The organism is Maribacter chungangensis, from assembly GCF_042676845.1.
GTDB classification, from domain to species: domain Bacteria; phylum Bacteroidota; class Bacteroidia; order Flavobacteriales; family Flavobacteriaceae; genus Maribacter; species Maribacter chungangensis.
On sequence record NZ_JBHTHY010000003.1, the window covers coordinates 743,699 to 765,456 of the forward strand.

A 21,758-nucleotide genomic window follows, 5' to 3' on the forward strand; every position below is an offset into this window, starting at 1 on the left:
TACTTATATACGTATGTCATCAAACAAAAAGTACTGGAAAAGCGAAGCGGAGTTAAATCCTAACGATTCCATTGTTGAGGCGCTAAGACAAAACGAGTTTGTTGAAGAAATTCCTGTCGGAGATTTTTTGGGAGACAAAGAGACCTTGTCTACAACCAATACTAATCGTAGGGATTTTCTGAAATACGTTGGTTTCAGTACTGCTGCTGCTTCTTTGGCGGCTTGTGAGGGACCTGTGGTCAAATCTATACCTTATGTTGTACAGCCAGAAAATATTGTACCAGGGGTGTCAAATTATTATGCCACGTCCATAGCTAACGGTTTTGACTTTGCTAGTATTCTAATTAAAACAAGGGAAGGCCGTCCTATCAAGGTAGAGAACAACACACTGGCCAAGGTTAATGGTGGGGCAAATGCAAGAGTGCAGGCATCCGTGCTTTCGTTGTACGACAGTACAAGATTGCAAGGGCCAATGGCCAATGGAGAGCCTGTGGACTGGGAGGTTTTGGATGCTGCTGTGAAAAACAAAATGGGTAGCCTTAGTGCAGGTAAAAGATTGGTCTTTTTAACACAGACCTATGCCAGTCCATCTACGAATAGGTTAATGGCCGAGTTGATGGCTGCTAACGAAAATGTTAGTCACGTAACGTATGATGCAATTTCGGAAGACGCTGCCTTAACTGCATTTGAGAATGCTTACGGGGAGCGTGCGCTGGCCGATTATGATTTTGAAAAAGCACACCTTATTGTGTCTTTTGGAGCGGATTTCCTTTCCGATTGGCAAGGTGGAGGTTTTGATAGTGGGTATTCAAGAGGACGGGTGCCTAAAAAGGGAAAGATGTCACGTCACGTGCAGTTAGAGGCCAATATGAGCTTAACAGGTGCTAATGCGGACAAGAGAGTACCGTTAACTCCAACTGCCCAAAAAGTTGTTCTGGCTAAGCTGTATGGAAAACTAAGTGGCGTATCCGTAGGTGGGAACACCTCGGAGTATGAAGCGATTGTGGATCAGCTTGCAGCAGAGGTTAAAAAAGCTGGTTCCAATGCGGTGGTAGTGACCGGACTGGACGATGTAAATGCTCAGATGGTGGTTCTGGCAATTAATAAAATGTTGGGTAGCACGGCCTTTGACGCTACTGCCCCTAGATATGTCAGATTGGGGAATAATAATGCCGTAAATGCCCTTATTGCCGATATGAAAGCGGGAAGGGTTGGAGCCCTTATCATGGATGGGGTGAATCCCATGTATTCCTTGCCTAATGTAGCCGAATTTAAAGAGGGTCTGGATAAGGTAGACCTTACATTGGCATTTTCTAAGAATTGGAACGAAACTACAGAGGCTGTTCAGTATGTTGGGGCCTCTAACCATTATCTCGAGTCTTGGGGTGATGTTGAGATAAAAAAGGGTCATTATACCTTAATGCAGCCAACCATACAGGAACTTTTCGATACGAAACAGTTGCAAACGGCCATACTGGGCTGGATGGGAAGTGATAAGTCATACTACGATTATATAAAAGAGACGTGGACAACTTCCATTTTAAATGGCGCTGATTGGGGTCAAACCCTACAGGATGGTGTTTTTAGTACATCTGCCCTTGCGTTGGAGGATGAGCTGGTCGCATTGGTGAGCGAAGAGGAGAATGCTCAGGGTGCTGAGACGGTGCCTATGACTGGTGCATTGCGGAGTTTGGCAAATGCAACGAGTGACGGGATGGAGCTTACCTTGTACTCCAAGGTAGGTATGGGTGATGGACAACAGGCAAGCAATCCTTGGCTTCAAGAGTTTCCGGATCCTATTACCAGGGTTTCATGGGATAATTACGTTACGGTTTCTAAATCGGATGCGGAGGCCATGGGATTAGAAAATGTAAATGTTGCCGATGGCGGTATGAACGGTAGTTATGTTAACTTAACGGTGAACGGCACTACCTTAGAAAATGTACCGGTAATTGTGCAGCCAGGTCAGGCTAAAGGCTCTGTTGGTCTTTCTTTCGGTTACGGAAAATCGGTAGGATTGAAGGATGAAATGATGACGGGCGTAAATGCTTACCGTCTTTATGATGGGTTTACGGCGAATCAATCCGTGAAAATTGAGAAAGCCTCGGGTGTTCATGAATTTGCCTGTATTCAATTGCACAAAACCCTAATGGGTAGAGAGGATATTATAAAGGAAACTACGCTTGAAATTTTTAATACAAAAGACAGTGCGGAATGGAACCACATCCCGCAAGTGTCATTAAACCATCAAGAGGTGCCGGCGAGCTCGGTGGATCTTTGGGATAGTTTCGACAGGTCTATAGGGCATCATTTTAATATGTCTATTGATTTGAACGCTTGTACCGGTTGTGGTGCCTGTGTTATAGCCTGCCACGCGGAAAACAATGTTCCTGTTGTAGGTAAGGCAGAAGTAAGAAAAAGTCGCGATATGCACTGGTTGCGTATCGATAGATATTATTCTTCCGAGGAAACGTTTAAAGACGATATCGACAAGAAGCAGGCCTTTGATGGCCTTTCTGGAGATAACGGATCTTTAGGGGGCTTCGGAGAATTGGAAGATCCTTCCAATAATCCTCAGGTGGTCTTTCAGCCGGTGATGTGCCAGCATTGTAACCACGCACCTTGCGAAACAGTATGTCCCGTAGCGGCAACTTCTCATGGTAGGCAGGGACAAAATCAAATGGCCTACAACAGATGTGTAGGTACCAGATATTGTGCAAATAACTGCCCCTACAAAGTAAGACGTTTTAACTGGTTCTTGTATAATAACAACGACGAGTTCGATTTCCACATGAACAACGATTTGGGCAAAATGGTCTTGAATCCAGATGTGAACGTACGTTCTAGAGGTGTTATAGAAAAATGTTCTATGTGTATTCAAAAAACACAAAAGACTATTTTGGATGCCAAGCGCGACGGACGCGTTATTGAGGACGGTGAATTTCAAACTGCTTGTTCTATGGCATGTAGCAATGGTGCTATTGTCTTTGGGGATATCAATGACAAGCAAAGTGAAGTTGCCGAGCTTAAGGAGAGTGATAGGATGTACCATCTTTTGGAGTATGTGGGAACGCAGCCCAACGTATTCTATCACGTAAAAGTTAGAAATACCAACGAAGCATAACAATACTAGAAAGTAATTATAACAGAAGTCTATGGCGTCGCATTACGAAGCTCCTATACGAAAACCACTTGTACTCGGTAACAAAGGCTACCATGATGTAACCGTGGATATTGCCGCTCCCGTTGAGGGAAGGGCGAACAAACATTGGTGGATTGTCTTTTCCATTGCATTGGTTGCGTTTTTATGGGGAGTAGGGTGTATTATTTATACAATATCTACAGGTATAGGTACTTGGGGATTGAACAAAACAGTGAATTGGGCCTGGGATATTACCAACTTTGTATGGTGGGTAGGTATCGGCCATGCCGGTACGTTGATTTCTGCAGTGCTGTTATTGTTCCGTCAGAAATGGAGAATGGCGATCAACCGTTCAGCGGAAGCAATGACCATATTTTCAGTTATCCAAGCAGGACTGTTCCCGATTATTCACATGGGTAGACCATGGTTGGCGTATTGGGTACTTCCCATTCCTAATCAATTTGGCTCTTTATGGGTAAACTTTAATTCGCCCCTCCTTTGGGATGTGTTTGCGATCTCCACATATTTATCGGTTTCATTGGTATTCTGGTGGACGGGATTGTTACCTGATTTTGCCATGTTAAGGGATAGGGCGGTATTGCCTTTCCAAAAGAAAATCTATAGCTTATTGAGCTTTGGATGGAGTGGCAGGGCCAAGGATTGGCAACGATTTGAAGAGGTGTCATTGGTATTGGCTGGTTTGGCTACGCCTTTGGTACTTTCTGTGCATACGATCGTATCTTTTGACTTTGCTACCTCGGTTATACCAGGTTGGCACACGACTATCTTTCCGCCGTACTTTGTCGCTGGTGCTATTTTCTCTGGTTTCGCCATGGTAAATACCTTATTGATCATCATGCGTAAGGTGTGTCATTTAGAGGCTTATATTACGGTGCAACATATAGAGTTGATGAATATTGTAATCATGCTTACGGGTTCTATTGTAGGTTGTGCTTACATCACCGAGCTGTTTATGGCCTGGTATTCTGGAGTGGAATACGAACAGTATGCCTTCTTGAACAGGGCGACCGGTCCTTATTGGTGGGCATATTGGTCCATGATGACCTGTAATGTGTTCTCTCCACAGTTTATGTGGTTCAAAAAATTGCGTACCAGTATAATGTTCTCCTTCTTTATCTCCATTGTGGTGAACATAGGAATGTGGTTCGAACGTTTTGTAATTATCGTTACTTCATTGCATAGGGATTACTTACCGTCTTCTTGGACAATGTTTTCTCCTACATTCGTGGATATCGGGATTTTTATTGGTACGATAGGATTTTTCTTTGTACTGTTTTTATTGTACGCCAGAACCTTCCCTGTAATTGCACAGGCCGAGGTGAAATCAATATTAAAATCCTCTGGAGAAAAGTATAAGACACTTAGGGATTCAGGTAGGCCAACATATCAAATAGCAGCGGACAATGTGGTGGTCAAGGAGTCTATCACAGATGATGTGGTGATGGGTGAGGCGGTACCAAGTGCGGAGGATACTGCTGGGGTATCGGAGTTGTTGAGTAGCATCGGAAAATTTGATGCGGCGAAAGACACGGCAGACGACTTGAAAAAGGTTAAGGGTATTGGTCCACAAATGGAATCGACCTTAAATCAAATCGGTATTTATACGTTTGCCCAAGTTGCAAGGATGACGGAGAAGGAGTACAATTTATTGGACTCGATTACCGGTTCCTTTCCAGGAAGGGCACAACGTGACGATTGGGCAGGTCAGGCGACACTATTATTAAATAACAAGAAATAAATATGGCATCTAAAGTTATACACGCTTATTACGACGATGATGATGTGTTAATGCTTGCCGTTAAGAAGGTGAAAGCAGCTAAACTACATATAGACGAAGTGTATTGTCCATTTCCTGTTCATGGTCTTGATAAGGCAATGGGACTGGCACCAACAAGGCTTGCAATAACATCCTTCCTTTACGGATGTGTTGGCCTCACTGTTGCAACGGTCATGATGAATTATATCATGATCGAAGATTGGCCGCAGGATATTGGTGGTAAACCTAGTTTTAGTTACATTGAGAATATGCCTGCCTTCGTTCCTATTATGTTTGAGCTTACCATTTTTTTTGCAGCTCATTTAATGGTAATTACTTTTTATTTGAGAAGTAGGTTGTGGCCGTTTAAAAAAGCTGAAAATCCGGATGTAAGGACGACAGATGATCATTTTCTAATGGAAATAGAAATCCATGACAATGAGCAAGAGCTTAAGGATGTACTTGCGAATACGGGAGCTGTAGAAATAAATATATCAGAAAAAAACAGTCATTAAATATGAACAGTTTTAAGAAAATAGGAATTATAGCATGTTTAATGTTCGCTTTTATTGCCTGTCAGGACAATGCTAAGCCTAACTACCAATACATGCCTAATATGCAATATCCCGTGGGTTATGAAACATATCAGGAAGTGGACTTTCTTCCAAACGGTTCACAAGCGATGTTGCCACCTGCAAATACCATAAATAGGGGTTGGTTGCCGTATGGTATAGAAAATTCACTGGAGGGCAGAGAATTGGCTAGATTGAACGAAAGCCCCTTGGATTCTGCCAACGCAGTGGATAATTTAGCCCGAGGTAAGGAAATGTACGATGTGTATTGTGCAATTTGCCATGGGCCAAAAGGAAAAGGTCAGGGTACCTTGGTGAAACGGGAGAAGATACTAGGAGTTCCAAGTTATGCAGATGCAGGTAGAAATATTAATGTAGGTTCTACATACCATGTAATCTATTACGGACTCAACTCTATGGGCTCGTACGCCTCACAAATGAATACAACGGAAATGTGGCAGGTTTCGGAGTATGTAATGAAATTGAAAGAAGATTTAACCAAATAACAGGTAAGCAAAACTATGTATACGTTTTCGAATAGACTTAAAATAGGTTCCGTAATTCTAATGGTTGTAGGCTTACTTGGAATAGTTGGCGGCTTTGTTATGGCACCCGCCACGGTAGAAGAGGCAAAGGCGATGGTTGCAATGCACGACGAGGGCCATTCTGAAGCTGCGTCGCACGCTTCTGGAACACACGGTGAGGCTCATGATGCATCGCATGATGAGCACTTGTTGCACCAACTTCAAAACAAACCTTGGGCGGCACTATATGTTGCAGCGTTTTTCTTTATGATGATTTCACTTGGGGTTTTAGCGTTCTATGCTATACAACGAGCCGCACAGGCAGGTTGGTCTCCACTGTTGTTTAGGGTCATGGAGGGCATTACGGCTTATTTGGTTCCGGGTGGTATTGTGGTTTTTGTTATTTTGCTGCTTTCCGCATTGCACATGAACCATTTATTTGTTTGGATGGACGCTGATGTGGTGGCACATGATGAAATTATACAGGCTAAGTCCGGGTATTTGAATCCCACGTTCTTTCTTATTAGGGCTGCATTTTTCCTGGTTGGTTGGATTGCCTACCGAGAATATTCAAGAAAACTATCCATAAGACAGGATGAATCGGATGACGATGCTAACTTCAAAATGAATTTTAGAGTTTCGGCCGCTTTCTTGGTGTTTTATTTGATTACGGAGTCTATCATGTCATGGGATTGGATTATGAGCGTTGATCCGCATTGGTTCAGCACCCTGTTTGGATGGTATGTTTTCGCAAGTATGTTCGTTTCCGGAATTACGGTGATTGCATTGATTACGATTTACTTGAAGTCAAAAGGCCATCTATCGGAAGTCAACGATAGTCATATTCATGACTTGGCAAAGTTTATGTTCGGTATTAGTGTTTTTTGGACGTATCTATGGTTTTCCCAATTCATGCTTATCTGGTACAGTAACATACCAGAGGAGGTTACGTATTATGTAACAAGGATAGAGGATTATAAATTGCCATTCTTTGGCATGGTGGCGATGAACTTTTTATTTCCACTACTGCTGCTTATGAATAGCGATTTTAAACGTGTTAATTGGTTTGTAGTAATGGCAGGTGTTGTAATATTGGCAGGACATTATTTAGATATCTTTGTTGCTATTATGCCTGGTACCGTAGGAGATCAATGGTATATTGGAATTCCTGAAATTAGTTCCATATTGTTTTTTGCCGGATTCTTTATATTTTGGGTTTTTAGAGCGCTTACAAAAGCACCATTGCAGCCCAAAAGAAATCCGTTTATAAAAGAAAGTAAACACTTTCATTATTAGTAAGTAAGTTTAAAGTATAATATTAAATCATACAATGACGACATTATTAATTTTAGTTGTTTTAGCACTCGTGGCAATTGCTGTTTGGCAAATGACCAAGATTTTTGAGCTGTCTCAGCTCAAAACAGCAAGCACGGAAATAGCCACGGATAAGGACAACAAGTATAACGGCTATATGCTGTTTGCTTTTTTAATATTTATTTATGGCATAACCATATTCAGTTTCGCAAAGTATGCAAAATTCTTGTTGCCTACCGCAGCTTCTGAACATGGTGCGGAGGTAGATCAATTAATGTTTGTCTCCATGGTCATTATTTTCATTGTACAAACTATTACTCAGGCGTTGTTGCATTACTTTGGGTATAAGTACCGTGGTGAAAAGGGAAAGAAAGCACTGTTCTATGCAGATAACGATAGGTTAGAGTTTATTTGGACTATTATTCCTGTGATAGTATTGGCCGGTTTAATACTATGGGGTTTGTATACTTGGACAAACATTATGGATATTAACGATGACGATGATCCTTTGATAGTTGAACTTTATGCACAGCAGTTTGGTTGGACAGCAAGGTATGCCGGTAGCGACAATGTACTAGGTGGTGCCAATGTTAGAATGATCGATATCGATAGGGCTAACATTTTAGGACTCGACGAGGCAGATTCGTATGCTGCGGACGATATTATCGTTAAGGAACTTCATTTGCCCGTAGGGCGAAAGGTAAACTTTAAAATGCGTTCACAAGATGTGTTACATTCTGCTTATATGCCGCATTTTAGGGCACAAATGAATTGCGTACCAGGTATGATAACGGAGTTTTCTTTCACTCCCGTTTACACTACGGAGCAGATGAGACAGGATCCCGATGTAGTGGATAAGGTTAAAAGAACAAATATTATTAGAGCGGAAAAGTCCGCAGAAACTGGGGAGATTATCGACCCTTGGGAGTTTGATTATGTATTGCTATGTAATAAGATTTGTGGTAAATCACACTATAACATGCAAATGAAGATTGTTGTAGAGTCGGAGGAGGATTATAATGCGTGGTTGGCGACTCAGCAAACATTTCAGGAGACGATGGCTTCTGTGACACAATAAGATTAGGCTATAAAAAGGAAGTTAAATAAAAATTTATTCGATTATGTCAGCAGTAACAGCACATGCCGATGATCATGCTCATGACGACCATGGGCATCATCATAAGGAAACGTTCGTAACAAAGTATATATTTAGTCAGGACCACAAAATGATTGCCAAACAATACCTTATTTTAGGTGTTTTGGTGATGGGTTTTATCGGTATTGCCATGTCCCTCTTAATGAGGATGCAGTTGGCTTGGCCAGGAGAAGCATTTTTAGTCTTTGATACCTTTTTGGGGAAATGGGCTCCAGACGGGATAATGGATGCCGATGTATATCTTGCACTCGTAACGATGCATGGTACCATAATGGTGTTTTTCGTTTTAACTGCCGGATTAAGCGGTACCTTTAGTAATCTGTTGATACCACTTCAGATAGGAGCACGAGATATGGCTTCAGGCTTTCTGAACATGGTTTCCTTCTGGTTGTTTTTTCTTGCGAGTGTGATAATGATTATATCACTTTTTGTCGAAGCCGGTCCAGCTGCCGCGGGATGGACAATTTATCCACCATTAAGTGCGCTACCTATGGCCCAACCTGGTTCAGGTATGGGGATGACCTTGTGGTTGTCATCTATGGCCATATTCATCGCTTCCTCGTTATTAGGATCTTTAAATTATATCGTTACGGTTATCAATTTAAGAACAAAAGGTATGTCCATGACAAGGTTGCCGCTAACGATATGGGCGTTTTTTGTTACGGCCATTATTGGTGTGGTGTCCTTTCCGGTTCTGCTTTCGGCGGCATTAATGTTAATTATGGACAGGAGCTTCGGAACCTCGTTCTTTCTTTCTGATATTTTTATTCAAGGGGAAGTGTTACATTATCAAGGCGGATCACCGGTGTTATATGAACACTTGTTTTGGTTCTTAGGACACCCTGAAGTGTATATCGTATTATTGCCGGCATTGGGTATTACTTCCGAGGTAATGTCAACTAACGCTAGAAAACCGATTTTTGGTTACCGGGCAATGGTTGCATCAATTTTAGCGATAGCCTTTTTGTCCACGATTGTTTGGGGCCATCACATGTTCATCTCAGGGATGAATCCGTTCTTGGGTTCCGTGTTTACCTTTACCACACTGCTGATCGCAATTCCATCAGCTGTAAAGGCCTTTAACTATATAACCACCTTATGGAAGGGTAACCTCCAGCTTAATCCTGCGATGTTATTCTCCATTGGTTTGGTGTCTACCTTTATTACTGGTGGACTTACGGGTATTATCTTGGGTGACAGTACATTGGATATCAATGTTCATGATACTTATTTTGTAGTGGCACACTTTCATTTGGTAATGGGTATATCCGCACTTTACGGGCTGTTTGCCGGTGTTTACCACTGGTTCCCTATAATGTTCGAAGGAAGGATGTTAAATAAGAATATGGGATATGTTCATTTCTGGATTACTGCGGTTTGTGCTTATGGTGTTTTCTTTCCAATGCACTTTGTAGGTATGGCCGGTGTACCAAGACGGTATTACGAAAATACTGCTTTTCCGATGTTCGATGAATTGGCGGACGTTCAGGTTCTCATGACGGTATTTGCATTAATTGCAGGGGCTGCTCAATTAATTTTTGTAGCGAACTTTGTATACAGTATGTTTTATGGTAAAAAAGGACCACAGAACCCATGGGATTCCAACACCTTGGAATGGACCGCTTCTCAGAAACACATTCATGGAAACTGGCCAGGTGCTATCCCAGAAGTACACCGTTGGGCGTACGATTATAGTAAGGTAGATGCAGATGGAGAGTACATTATCCCAGGGCAGGATTTTGTTCCACAACACATACCGCTCCAACAAGACGAGGAAGAATTGAACCATTAATAATGGTAATTAGTACTTTAAAATGCCCGACTTATGAAGTTGGGCATTTTTTTTGCTCTGTAGGGCTTGGCATAAAAGTTGTAATATTTATAATACCTTTAGAATCATAATTTAACGGAATGTTTAAAATAGTGATATGAAAAGAATAGTATTGATTGTGTTTGTTTTTTGCATGGGTTTTCAAGCCTTTGCTCAAAGAAAGCCTAAGATTAAGGGCAGTAGGAATGTAGTTGTAGTTTCCGAGAATCTACCTGCTTTTAGGGCGATAACACTAAGTGATGACATTGAGGTAATGATCGAAAAGGCATCGTTAGAAAGTATCACCTTGGAGGCAGACGACAATTTGATCGATGTCTTAAAGTTTAACGTTTCGGATGGAGTTCTAAATATTTCTTCCTTTTACAATATTACAGCCAAGAAAAAATTGAACATTACGGTGTATTATACCGAACTTGATGCTTTGACGGTTAATAATGGCCTGATAACTATGAAAGATGTCATAACTACTGATAATTTTGATCTAAGGACATCTGGTGCCGCTAGGGTAGTTTTAAATGCATCTGCCGATGTTATAACTATACAGATGGAGGGAAACAGTTCTGGAGATTTCAATGTGGCAAGTGATTCCTTAAATCTAATATTTAGAGATAGAATAGATGCAAAAGTATACGCGACCGGGCAGAGTAATTCGTTGTTTATGTATAAAAATGCTTCTGTAAAGATGGAGGGCAACACCGATTTCTTTACCGCTAAATTATATGGTAATAGTAAGCTTAATGGGGAAGAGTTTAGGTCCAAAACAACACGACTTTTCTCGGAAGATTCGCCAAACGCCAGGGTATTTGCGATGGATGATTTTGAGCTTAGCGCTAAAGGCGCTTCTAAAACCAGTCTCTACGGTAATCCAAAAATCACCATACTAGAATTTTTGGATACGTCTCAGTTACATAAGGAAAACAACTAATGTTCGATACTTGCAACAGATATCGTAGGAGCTCAATACTTATTTCCACATTCATTGTTGCAATACACCCGAGTGTTATTAGTTCATAAGGGTTTACCCGGATATTGAATTACAAATTCTATTACGGCTGTAAATCCCTGTGATGTCGATCGCTGCGCCGTCTCGCGCTCAATCACCGTAACGCTAGCTATGCTTCAATCGCAAAAGTCTTGATTTTATTGAACTTTACATCCTCATTAGGAAAGTCAAGTGCATAGTCCGGATTTAATTTGCTATTGGTGCCGAAATACAGTGATCTGGAATGCCAAAACCGTCTACCAAACTGTTTAAATGAGGTCTAAGCTCCGTACACAGCCGTTCTTGGCGTTGGCGAATCGCTTTTGATTTTGTGCTTCCGATATACCCTTGTTCCAAATACCATGAGGCATCCTTTCGAAGTTCTGAAAGGGCATATAAACTACCTAATTTTTGAAATAGCTCCTTATTCTTTTCATCGGCGATAGTTTCGGTAAAAGTATGAAAGGTATCATAGGCCAACTCAGTGCTATATGCTTTTCCCAAGGCTAATAAATGGGTCTGTACTTTTAGAAACGCTTGGTACGAAGGGATTCCTTTTTTTATGTAATCCCTTATTCGCATGGCCACAGTATAGGTGAGCCTTCTGGTTCTATGGTTGAAGGCGTGTTGGTGAAATTTAGGATTGAGTAAATGTTCCTTATCCGTTTTGTTGGTGTACATAGGGTTCACCGTGGCTAATTTATCGCTCAATTGTTGGCTCAACAGTTTAAGTACCGTTGTGAACCCTGCGCTATTGAATTCTGCCTTAAAATCCGATAACACGCCTTTTGCGGCCAATTGCAGCAACACATTGTTGTCGCCCTCAAAAGTGGTAAAAATATCCACATCGCCCTTAAGGTCCGCAATCCTGTTCTCCAAGAGATAGCCTTTGCCGCCGCAGGCTTCCCTACATTCTTGTATGGCGCTGTTGGCGTACCATGTAATAATAGATTTTAATCCTGCAACCTGGGTTTCTACCTTACGTTTGTCCGGTTGGCTTTCATCGCAATAGATTTCCATCATTTTGTCAAGCGTAACATGGTATATGTATGCACTTGCTACTAATGGTGTAAGACGTAATTGGTGGCTGGGGTAGTCCATCAGTAAATCTTCTTGAATCTTTACGCTATCATTGAACTGCCTTCGTTTTAACGCGTGCTTAATGGCTATGGTCAAGGCCATTTTAGCACCGCCGAGACCGGCTCTGGCCACACATATCCGACCTCCGACAAGTGTTCCCAGCATGGTGAAAAATCGTTTGTTCGGGTTTTTGATTTCGGATTCGTAAGTTCCCTCCGGTGTTATATTCCCATATTTGTTCAAAAGATTTTCTCTAGGTACGCTTACTTGATGGAACCAAATTTTTCCGTTGTCGACGCCGTTTAGTCCCAGCTTATATCCGTTGTCCTCTATTCTGACTCCTGGTAAAAGGTTGTGGTTTTCACCTCTTATGGGAACTAAAATAGCATGTACTCCTTCGTTTTTGCCGTTTACGATCAATTGTGCGAAAACCGAGGCCATAGTGGAATGTAGGGCATTGCCAATATATTCCTTATTGTCATTCTTTCCCGGCGTATGTATAATAATACTATCCGTTATTTTATCGTACGTAGCGGTTGTTTTTATGCCCCTAACGTTGGAGCCATGACCCGTTTCGGTCATTGCAAAACAGCCCAGTAATTCTGCTTTTCCGGTTTGCTGTAAATAGGCATCGTGGTGCTTTTTGGTCCCTAGTTTTTGGATGCTTCCTCCAAAAAGTCCAAATTGAACCCCGAATTTAATCGTAAGGCTTCCATCTACATACATCATGTTTTCAAAAATGGTGGCATAGCCTTCCATGTCTCCCGTGCCGCCATAAGCTTCTGAAAAGGCCATGGCGCCATATCCTTGCTCGGCCAGGTAAACCACCTGGTCTAATACTCTGGCCCTAAATTTTTCCTTGTCCCTATGGACCTCCCATTTGAAAATTGGATGGTTTAAGGCAGTTCTGAAATCATCTACTACGGCCGCATTTTGCCCTTTTAGGATTGCATCGATTTTAGTGGCGTCATAAAAATCGGAAGAAATCTCCTCAACTACTTTTACATCAAAAAGATGGTTGTAATGGTTGGGCTGTATGCCTAAATTGATTTCAATATCCTTTAGACTCATATTGAAAGGGCAGGTGTCATAGTAATGGCACACGACCTTCTGGCTAAAAGTAGCCAAGGGATAGGTCTCACTTTCGATCAATAGAACCTGCGAACTAGAAATCGTATGTTTCCATTGTTTGAAGGTATGGTCCGTAGGCGGCTTATCCTTGATTAACCACGAAAGCAAGGTGCGCTTTTCGATTTGGTCCAAACTTACATCGTTATTGATGGAGTTCTCAACAACGTTTATTTCCGATGCGGATACCAGATCATCCGACCAGATGACATAAAAAAAAGGAATATATTGAAGGATTCCGGGGGTGTATAGTTTCTTTTCCATGGCCTGAAATTACAAATTTCTGTCTTAAAGTGTCCTAAATAAAGGCGGGGTTTCGTGAAAAAACTTCTTTACGGTTTACGTATCTTTGTTGGGATATGAACGAGTATTTAGATCCCTCCTCGGAGGGTTTTTCCGATGCGGAACTGGACATAGAAAAGGCCTTAAGACCTGTTAATTTTGATGATTTTACAGGCCAGGATCAGGTTTTGGAGAATCTGAAGGTTTTTGTAGAAGCGGCCAACCAACGTGGTGAAGCCTTGGACCATACTTTATTTCATGGCCCTCCGGGTTTGGGAAAGACCACTTTGGCCAATATTTTGGCAAACGAACTGGGCGTAGGTATCAAGATTACCTCTGGTCCTGTGTTGGACAAGCCGGGCGATTTGGCCGGGCTATTGACCAATTTAGATGAGCGCGATGTTTTGTTCATTGACGAGATACACCGGCTAAGCCCTATTGTAGAGGAGTATTTGTATTCTGCCATGGAAGATTACAGAATAGATATTATGATCGAAAGTGGGCCAAATGCCCGATCGGTGCAAATTAATTTGAGTCCCTTTACCCTTATAGGCGCCACTACGCGTTCCGGATTGCTTACAGCCCCCATGCGGGCTCGTTTTGGCATCCAAAGTCGGTTACAATACTACTCTACCGAATTATTATCAACAATCGTGGAGCGCAGTGCCGAGATTTTAAAAGTACCCATTACCCAGGAGGCGGCTATAGAAATTGCGGGTCGTAGTAGGGGAACACCAAGAATCTGTAATGCCTTGTTGCGCAGGGTGCGGGATTTTGCCCAGATAAAAGGGAACGGAAGTATAGATATGGATATATCCAAGTTTAGCCTGAAGGCATTGAACGTAGATGCGCACGGCCTGGACGAAATGGACAATAAAATACTCACGACCATTATAGATAAGTTCAAGGGAGGTCCGGTAGGTATCACTACCTTGGCCACCGCGGTATCGGAAAGTTCGGAAACCATAGAAGAAGTTTACGAACCGTTTTTGATACAGCAAGGTTTCATTATGCGAACACCAAGGGGTCGCGAGGTGACAGAATTGGCCTACTCCCATCTAGGTAGGATTAAAAACAATATTCAAGGAGGGCTATTTTAATGAAAAAACTCCCCCGTGTTACACGCTCGCATGTTTTTAAGAACAGAAAACAGATTCTAAGTAATCCGCTCCCTTTTCACCACGATAATTTCAATAGGTTGGGCGATATTTTTGAGGTCGAGGTAGGTTTTCATAAACGTATCGTATTTACAAGACATGCCAAATTCATAAAGCAAGTACTACAGACCCAGCAAAAAAAATATCAAAAATCTTCCTTACAAACCGTTGACTTGGCAAAATATATTGGTCATGGTTTATTGACCTCCAACGGAGAACATTGGCGTACGCATCGGCGCATGGTGCAGCCCGCATTTCACAAGAAAAAATTACAGGGCCTCATTACTATAATGCACAGGGCCATTAAAGGCGAATTGGCAAAAATACGTCCCAATGAACGGCAGAATATATACCCCTTAATGGGAGATCTTGCTTTTCAAGTGGTAGCTACTTCCTTGTTCAGCAGGGATGACATTCAAAAACAAATGTCGGACCTTAAGGACATAACGGAAGCCAACCAAAGGATGCTGATTAAAGAAATGCGGCAGCCTTATTTAAATTGGTGGTACAAGCTTTCTGGAAAAATTGCGCATCATTTGAAAATATCCAAAAACGCTCGATCAATTCTGAGCCAAATTATTAGTGAAAGAATTGCTGACGGTTCCGATAAGGACGATTTATTGGATATGCTTCTAAAAGCTCGGTATGAAGACGGGGGTTCCATGTCCGAAAAACAGTTGATAGATGAAGTATTGATTTTATTCGCTGCCGGTCATGAGACTACGGCCAATGCCCTCGGTTTTACCTTACATCTGTTGGCTACACACCCAGAAGTGCAGGAGAAGGCCTATCAAGAAGTATTAAAGATAGATTGGGAACAGGATTTTGAGATGGAAAGTCTAAGGAAACTGCCGTATGTAAAACAGAGTATTGAGGAAGGCATGCGCTTGTACCCACCGGCATACTATATAGACCGGGAGGCTATTGAAGAAGACGAGATAGAAGGGTACCGGATTCCAAAGAATACAATGCTTTTACTCGCTATTTACGAACTGCACAGGGATGAGCGTTTTTGGGATGCCCCAGAAAACTTTATTCCAGAACGTTTTGACCCTAGTAATAAAAAAGATTACTCCGATTATTACTTTCCTTTTGGTGCCGGCCCACGAATGTGCGTAGGAAACAATTTTGCGATGCAGGAAATGATATTGACCGTTGCGGAGATATTACGTATGTACAAGTTGTCGTCGGATGTGAATAAAATCCCCATCGACCCGCTTATTTCTTTAAAACCATTGGCCGTTAATCTTCACTTTCAACTTCGATGAACAAAGCAAAGACATCCAAAGTGATAAAGGCCGAGGCCAAGCGTCTGGGATTTCTTTCCTGTGGTATTTCTAAAGCGGATTTTTTGGAAGAGGAAGCACCACGCTTGGAGCGTTGGCTAAAGAACAATAGGCATGGCGAAATGTCGTATATGGAAAATCATTTCGACAAACGCTTGGATCCCAGACTTCTGGTAGAAGGTTCAAAATCGGTCATATCGCTGTTGCTGAACTATTATCCCGAAGAAAAGCAGGTGCCGAATACCTATAAAATTTCCAAGTACGCTTATGGTCACGATTATCATCACGTCATAAAATCGAAATTACGGCAATTACAAGAATTCATATCCGAAGAAATTGGCGAGGTAAACGGACGGGCTTTTGTAGATTCCGCTCCGGTCTTGGACAAAGCTTGGGCCGCCAAAGCGGGATTGGGCTGGATCGGAAAACATAGCAATCTGCTCACACAGCAAGTCGGTTCTTTTTATTTTATTGCGGAGCTCATCGTAGATCTGGATTTGGAGTACGATACCCCGGTAACCGACCATTGCGGCACCTGCACCGCATGTATCGATGCCTGCCCTACCCAGGCAATTGTTGAACCTTATGTTGTTGATGGCAGCAAATGCATATCCTATGTCACCATTGAGTTGAGGAACGAAATTCCGAACGAATTTAAAGGGCAGTTTGACGATTGGGCCTTTGGCTGTGATGTATGCCAAGACGTTTGCCCTTGGAACAGGTTCTCCAAACCGCATAACGAACCCCTGTTCAATCCGCACCCGGAGTTACTTTCCATGTCCAAAAAGGACTGGGAGGAGATTACGGAAGAAGTATTCAGAAAAGTATTTCAAAAATCTGCAGTGAAGCGTACAAAATTCTCTGGATTACAACGGAACATCAACTTTTTAAAGTAGTAATTCAGTTACGCTATCGTTTTCGTAAGTTCAATGAGCTCTTTTTTTTCGTAGCGGGTATCATCCAAGTATTAAAAATACTATCTTGGAAGCTAATAAAACCAGCTGGATACGTAGTTAGCAACTCAATTAATTTCTAAACGCGTGCAATTGGGTTGGCAACCAAACCAAAATTGAAAAGCATGAAAATAGGTAAACCAAGTTTAAGTTTTTGGCAGATATTTAATATGAATGTTGGGTTTTTAGGAATTCAATATAGTTTTGGTCTGCAACAAACCGCTGTCAATCCTTTATTTCTATATCTTGGTGCATCGGAGGAAATGCTTCCTATTCTTAATCTTGCCGGGCCTGTTACGGGCTTTGTTGTTCAGCCTATAATTGGCGCCATCTCCGATAAAACCTGGTCTCCAAAATGGGGTAGGCGTAAACCTTATTTTCTCATTGGTGCCATCATCGGTAGTTTGTGCCTGTTTGCATTTCCCCACAGTCCCCTGTTGTGGTTTGCAGTAGGATTACTTTGGATTTTAGACGTAGGTAATAACATGGCAATGGAACCTTACCGGGCTTTTATAGGGGATAAGCTTCCGGACACACAACTAAGTTTGGGGTACCAGATGCAAAGTTTGTTTGTAGGGGCCGGAATTTTATTGGCAATGGGTTCTATAGTCTTGTTTCAAAAATTCTTTGGTGCCGAAACTGTTGAAGGTGGTAATGTTGTGCCAACGTGGATGTATTACTCTTTTTATTTGGGGTGTGTTCTTTCTATAACAACTGTTTTGTGGTCTGTTTTTAAGACACCCGAGATACCGCCTTCGGAAGATGAAATGGTAGAGATCAATAAAATCAAAGCACTTTCAATAGGTCAAAGGATGGTAAAGCCCTTTACCGAAATCGGTGCTGCCATAAAAGATATGCCAATATTTATGTGGAAGTTGGGTGCCGTCTATCTATTTCAGTGGTATGCGCTCTTTGTCTATTGGCAGTACATTACCCCTTTATTTATGAAAACCATGGGGTACGGGATATCAGAAGCGGCATCGCAATCTGCTCAAATGAGTCTAACCTATAATATTGTTACCATGGTGGTTGCCTTGGCCCTGGTACCGTTGACCCTAAAGTATGGTGGTAAAAAAATATACGCCTTAAGTTTGGTTGGAACGGGAGTAGCGTTATTTGCTATTCCGTTTATAGACGACCCTGTTCTTGTATTGGCGCCAATGGTACTGTTCGGTATTGGTTGGGCAGCCATGATGGGTATCCCATATACCATGGTCTCGAAAGTGGTACCACAGGAAAGACGTGGTGTTTATATGGGAATTTTGAATATGATGATCGTGATTCCAATGGGCATAGAAACTTTGACCTTTGGTCCTATTTACAAATATCTATTGGGAGGTAGTGCTATCAATGCCATACTCTTCGCCGGGGGCTTTTTTATAATTTCGGCTATTTTAGCGATGCGTTTAAATGTGCAAAAGAACCAAGAGTAAGGAAACTTTTGTTTTCAACTTCAAAGTAAAATTCTATTTTTTCTTATAAAATTGGAAGCGCTTGCTCTTTTCCAAAGATTACACCTAAATTTGTGTTTTAAAGTTACACTATGAGCAAACAAAAACAAAGAAGGGAAGCGCTGATCTATCACGCGAAGCCTCAACCGGGTAAAATAAAGATCGTACCTACAAAACCGTATGCAACACAACGGGATTTGGCCTTGGCCTATTCGCCAGGAGTTGCGGAACCTTGTTTGGAAATTGCAAAGGATGTAGAGAATGTATATAAATACACTGCAAAAGGTAATATTGTTGCCGTTATTTCCAACGGTACGGCCGTTTTAGGCCTAGGCAATATAGGCCCGGAAGCTTCCAAGCCGGTAATGGAGGGCAAAAGCCTGCTTTTTAAAATCTTTGCGGATATAGACGGTATTGATATAGAAGTAGATACGGAGGACGTAGATAAATTTGTAGAAACCGTAAAAATGATTGCACCGACTTTTGGTGGAATTAATTTGGAAGATATTAAGGCACCGGAAGCTTTTGAAATTGAAAGACGATTAAAAGAGGAATTGGATATTCCGGTAATGCACGACGATCAACATGGTACGGCAATTATTTCGGCGGCCGCTTTGTTGAACGCGTTGGAACTTACCGATAAGAAGATGGAGGAGGTAAGAATTGTAATCAGCGGTGCGGGTGCGGCAGCGGTATCCTGTACACGATTATATAAAGCCTTTGGTGCACGTCCGGAAAATATAGTGATGTTGGACAGTAAAGGTGTTATACGCAGTGACCGAGATGGTTTGTCCAAAGAAAAATTGGAATTTGCCTCTGATAGAAAAATAGACACACTCGAAGAGGCCATGGTTGATGCCGATGTTTTTGTGGGACTGTCCATTGCGGATATCGTCTCCCCGGAAATGTTATTGTCCATGGCGGATAATCCCATCGTTTTTGCCATGGCGAATCCAGATCCGGAAATAAAATATGATTTAGCTGTAGCAACCAGAAAGGATATAATCATGGCCACAGGACGGTCCGATCATCCTAATCAAGTTAATAATGTTTTGGGTTTTCCATTCATTTTTAGAGGTGCTTTGGATGTAAGGGCTACCTCCATAAACGAAGCAATGAAAATGGCCGCGGTAAAGGCCTTGGCCGAATTGACCAAGGAACCGGTTCCCGAACAAGTGAACATTGCCTATGGAGAAACACGTTTGACCTTTGGGAAAGAGTACATTATCCCAAAACCTTTTGATCAGCGGCTTATTGCAAAAATACCACCAGCGGTAGCAAAGGCAGCTATGGAAAGTGGCGTTGCAAAAGCACCAATAGAGGATTGGGTAAAATATGAAGAAGAGTTGTTGCAACGTTCCGGGAACGATAATAAAGTGGTGCGCTTGCTTCATAGCCGTGCAAAATCCAATGCAAAACGTATTGTATTTACGGAGGCAGATCATTTAGATGTCCTAAAAGCTGCGCAAATAGTGCATGAGGAAGGTATAGCAGAACCTATTCTTTTGGGTAGAAAGGATATTATTCTAGAGCTTAAAAAAGAATTGGAATTTGATGCGGATGTACTTATTGTAGACCCGTTCGACAAAGAGTTTGAAGAGCAGCATATTAGATACGCCACTAAGTTTTGGGAAAGTAGACGGCGCAGTGGAACTACGCTGTATAGCGCAAAAATAAGAATGAAGGAGCGTAATTATTTTGGGGCCATGATGGTGCTGGAGGGCGATGCAGATGGAATGATTTCCGGCTATTCAAGAGCGTATCCAACAGTTGTAAAGCCAATTTTAGAGGTTATTGGTAGAGCTGCAAACGTAAAAAAAGTATCTACGGTCAATATTATGATTACGGATAGGGGACCATTGTTCTTGGCGGATACTTCTATTAATATAGATCCCAATGCCGAGGAAATTGCAGAAATTGCCCAGATGACAGCAAACGTTGCCAGTACCTTTGGTTTTGAACCGGTAATGGCACTATTAAGCTATGCTAACTTTGGTTCTTCCTCACATCCAAATGCTAAGAAAGTACGGGAGGCAGTAAAAATTTTACATGAAAAAAACCCAAGTTTGGTAGTCGATGGTGAAATACAAACAGATTTTGCCTTAAATAGAGCGTTGCTCGAAAGTAAATTTCCGTTCTCCAAACTTGCCGGCAGAAAAGTGAATACACTAATATTCCCTAATCTGGAATCGGCCAACATAACGTACAAACTGTTGAAGGAACTTAACAAGTCGGATTCTATTGGCCCTATCATGGTAGGATTAAGAAAATCGGTTCATATCATGCAGCTTGGAGCCAGTGTAGACGAAATCGTGAATATGAGCGCCGTAGCGGTTATCGATGCTCAGGAAAGGGAAAAAAGAAAGAAGGCCAAGGCTGGTAATTGATCAAAAACAATTAATATCCGCCCGGATAGGGCAATAGGCAAAGTGAAACGTAAACAGTAGTTTGCTTAAACTCGGAACACCTTCGCAATTTGAATTTGTGTTTGAATTTGCACTTGAATTTGAACTTGACGCTTGAACCTTATTTTACAAAATGATACATCACCTTAAAGGAAAATTAGTAGAGAAAAACCCCACCTATGTTATTATAGAATGTGGTGGTGTAGGATATTTTGTGAATATATCCCTACATACCTTCTCCAAGATTTTAGATGGTGAGTTGATACATCTTTTTACGCATTTACAAGTAAAGGAAGACTCCCATACCTTATTTGGTTTTGTAGAGAAATCTGAACGTGAGATATTCAGGTTGCTGTTGTCGGTGTCTGGTATTGGATCAAGTACCGCCAGGACTATGTTATCCTCATTGTCTCCTGCTCAAATCAGGGACGCTATCGCCAATGGTGATGTTCCTGCCATCCAGTCCATAAAAGGTATTGGGGCCAAGACCGCCCAAAGGGTCATTTTAGACCTCAGGGACAAAATATTGAAAGTATACGATATAGACGAACTTTCCACAACTTCAAACAATACAAATAAAGATGAAGCGTTATCTGCTTTAGAGGTTCTAGGATTCGCTAGGCGACAGGCCGAAAAGGTAGTTGACAAAGTAATTTCCCAAGATACTTCGCTAAGCGTTGAGAACATCATAAAACTCGCGCTCAAAAATTTGTAACAA

The 21,758-nt window shown here is 41.8% G+C and carries 15 protein-coding genes; 14 read left to right on the forward strand and 1 reads right to left on the reverse strand.

Going from position 1 to position 21,758, the window contains the following annotated elements:
* Positions 1-13: 13 nt before the first annotated feature.
* The 8 genes from ACFQZJ_RS03185 to ACFQZJ_RS03220 all read left to right on the forward strand — a co-directional run bounded on the left by ACFQZJ_RS03185 (position 14) and on the right by ACFQZJ_RS03220 (position 11,241).
* The gene (locus ACFQZJ_RS03185) at positions 14-3,124 is read left to right on the forward strand and encodes a TAT-variant-translocated molybdopterin oxidoreductase (protein ID WP_379932249.1); all 3,111 of its coding nucleotides are present in this window, start codon (positions 14-16) and stop codon (positions 3,122-3,124) included.
* 31 nt (positions 3,125-3,155) lie between these two features.
* Entirely contained in the window at positions 3,156-4,901 is a 1,746-nt protein-coding gene (gene nrfD, locus ACFQZJ_RS03190) for an NrfD/PsrC family molybdoenzyme membrane anchor subunit (protein WP_379932250.1), read from the forward strand.
* Positions 4,902-4,903: 2 nt separating this feature from the next.
* Complete coding sequence (locus ACFQZJ_RS03195; RefSeq protein WP_379932251.1) at positions 4,904-5,434, forward strand: DUF3341 domain-containing protein; 531 nt, start codon at positions 4,904-4,906, stop codon at positions 5,432-5,434.
* A gap of 2 nt (positions 5,435-5,436) precedes the next feature.
* Positions 5,437-5,997 (forward strand): c-type cytochrome, encoded by a 561-nt coding sequence (locus ACFQZJ_RS03200; protein ID WP_379932252.1) that lies wholly within the window; start codon positions 5,437-5,439, stop codon positions 5,995-5,997.
* A 15-nt stretch (positions 5,998-6,012) separates the two neighbouring features.
* A complete protein-coding gene (locus tag ACFQZJ_RS03205) occupies positions 6,013-7,311 on the forward strand; it encodes a quinol:cytochrome C oxidoreductase (protein WP_379932253.1) in 1,299 nt (432 codons plus the stop codon).
* Between the two features lie 34 nt (positions 7,312-7,345).
* On the forward strand, positions 7,346-8,407 hold the full coding sequence (locus tag ACFQZJ_RS03210) for a cytochrome c oxidase subunit II (RefSeq protein ID WP_379932255.1): 1,062 nt from the start codon (positions 7,346-7,348) through the stop codon (positions 8,405-8,407).
* Between the two features lie 43 nt (positions 8,408-8,450).
* Positions 8,451-10,277, forward strand: coding sequence for a cytochrome c oxidase subunit I (locus tag ACFQZJ_RS03215; RefSeq protein WP_379932257.1), 1,827 nt, complete (start codon positions 8,451-8,453; stop codon positions 10,275-10,277).
* Between the two features lie 136 nt (positions 10,278-10,413).
* Positions 10,414-11,241 (forward strand): GIN domain-containing protein, encoded by an 828-nt coding sequence (locus tag ACFQZJ_RS03220; RefSeq protein ID WP_379932259.1) that lies wholly within the window; start codon positions 10,414-10,416, stop codon positions 11,239-11,241.
* A 264-nt stretch (positions 11,242-11,505) separates the two neighbouring features.
* On the opposite strand, the gene ACFQZJ_RS03225 is transcribed toward ACFQZJ_RS03220, so the two are convergent.
* On the reverse strand, positions 11,506-13,770 hold the full coding sequence (locus ACFQZJ_RS03225; protein WP_379932260.1) for an acyl-CoA dehydrogenase family protein: 2,265 nt from the start codon (positions 13,768-13,770) through the stop codon (positions 11,506-11,508).
* Between the two features lie 95 nt (positions 13,771-13,865).
* Between ACFQZJ_RS03225 and ruvB the strand changes: the two genes are divergently transcribed.
* From ruvB to ruvA, 6 genes are all read left to right on the forward strand, one after another.
* A complete protein-coding gene (gene ruvB, locus ACFQZJ_RS03230; RefSeq protein ID WP_379932261.1) occupies positions 13,866-14,888 on the forward strand; it encodes a Holliday junction branch migration DNA helicase RuvB in 1,023 nt (340 codons plus the stop codon).
* Positions 14,888-16,213 carry a cytochrome P450 gene (locus ACFQZJ_RS03235; RefSeq protein ID WP_379932262.1) on the forward strand — a complete coding sequence of 442 codons (1,326 nt, stop codon included), beginning with the start codon at positions 14,888-14,890 and terminating at the stop codon, positions 16,211-16,213. Before ruvB ends, ACFQZJ_RS03235 begins: the two co-directional genes overlap by 1 nt.
* A complete protein-coding gene (gene queG / locus ACFQZJ_RS03240) occupies positions 16,210-17,127 on the forward strand; it encodes a tRNA epoxyqueuosine(34) reductase QueG (protein WP_379932263.1) in 918 nt (305 codons plus the stop codon). Before ACFQZJ_RS03235 ends, queG begins: the two co-directional genes overlap by 4 nt.
* 182 nt (positions 17,128-17,309) lie before the next feature.
* Positions 17,310-18,617, forward strand: a complete 1,308-nt coding sequence (locus ACFQZJ_RS03245) for an MFS transporter (RefSeq protein WP_379932265.1) — start codon at positions 17,310-17,312, stop codon at positions 18,615-18,617.
* Positions 18,618-18,727: 110 nt separating this feature from the next.
* On the forward strand, positions 18,728-21,022 hold the full coding sequence (locus tag ACFQZJ_RS03250; RefSeq protein ID WP_379932267.1) for an NADP-dependent malic enzyme: 2,295 nt from the start codon (positions 18,728-18,730) through the stop codon (positions 21,020-21,022).
* A gap of 151 nt (positions 21,023-21,173) precedes the next feature.
* Entirely contained in the window at positions 21,174-21,755 is a 582-nt protein-coding gene (gene ruvA, locus ACFQZJ_RS03255; protein ID WP_379932268.1) for a Holliday junction branch migration protein RuvA, read from the forward strand.
* Positions 21,756-21,758: the final 3 nt, after the last annotated feature.

Bases quoted from the DNA above. Each gene is read 5' to 3' on its own strand.
- ACFQZJ_RS03215 (WP_379932257.1), top strand. From the start codon at position 8,451: ATGTCAGCAGTAACAGCACATGCCGATGATCATGCTCATGACGACCAT.
- ACFQZJ_RS03250 (WP_379932267.1), top strand. From the start codon at position 18,728: ATGAGCAAACAAAAACAAAGAAGGGAAGCGCTGATCTATCACGCGAAG.
- ruvB (WP_379932261.1), top strand. From the start codon at position 13,866: ATGAACGAGTATTTAGATCCCTCCTCGGAGGGTTTTTCCGATGCGGAA.
- queG (WP_379932263.1), top strand. From the start codon at position 16,210: ATGAACAAAGCAAAGACATCCAAAGTGATAAAGGCCGAGGCCAAGCGT.
- ACFQZJ_RS03220 (WP_379932259.1), top strand. From the start codon at position 10,414: ATGAAAAGAATAGTATTGATTGTGTTTGTTTTTTGCATGGGTTTTCAA.
- ACFQZJ_RS03205 (WP_379932253.1), top strand. From the start codon at position 6,013: ATGTATACGTTTTCGAATAGACTTAAAATAGGTTCCGTAATTCTAATG.
- ruvA (WP_379932268.1), top strand. From the start codon at position 21,174: ATGATACATCACCTTAAAGGAAAATTAGTAGAGAAAAACCCCACCTAT.
- ACFQZJ_RS03195 (WP_379932251.1), top strand. From the start codon at position 4,904: ATGGCATCTAAAGTTATACACGCTTATTACGACGATGATGATGTGTTA.
- ACFQZJ_RS03210 (WP_379932255.1), top strand. From the start codon at position 7,346: ATGACGACATTATTAATTTTAGTTGTTTTAGCACTCGTGGCAATTGCT.
- ACFQZJ_RS03235 (WP_379932262.1), top strand. From the start codon at position 14,888: ATGAAAAAACTCCCCCGTGTTACACGCTCGCATGTTTTTAAGAACAGA.
- ACFQZJ_RS03200 (WP_379932252.1), top strand. From the start codon at position 5,437: ATGAACAGTTTTAAGAAAATAGGAATTATAGCATGTTTAATGTTCGCT.
- nrfD (WP_379932250.1), top strand. From the start codon at position 3,156: ATGGCGTCGCATTACGAAGCTCCTATACGAAAACCACTTGTACTCGGT.
- ACFQZJ_RS03245 (WP_379932265.1), top strand. From the start codon at position 17,310: ATGAAAATAGGTAAACCAAGTTTAAGTTTTTGGCAGATATTTAATATG.
- ACFQZJ_RS03185 (WP_379932249.1), top strand. From the start codon at position 14: ATGTCATCAAACAAAAAGTACTGGAAAAGCGAAGCGGAGTTAAATCCT.
- ACFQZJ_RS03225 (WP_379932260.1), bottom strand. From the start codon at position 13,770: ATGGAAAAGAAACTATACACCCCCGGAATCCTTCAATATATTCCTTTT.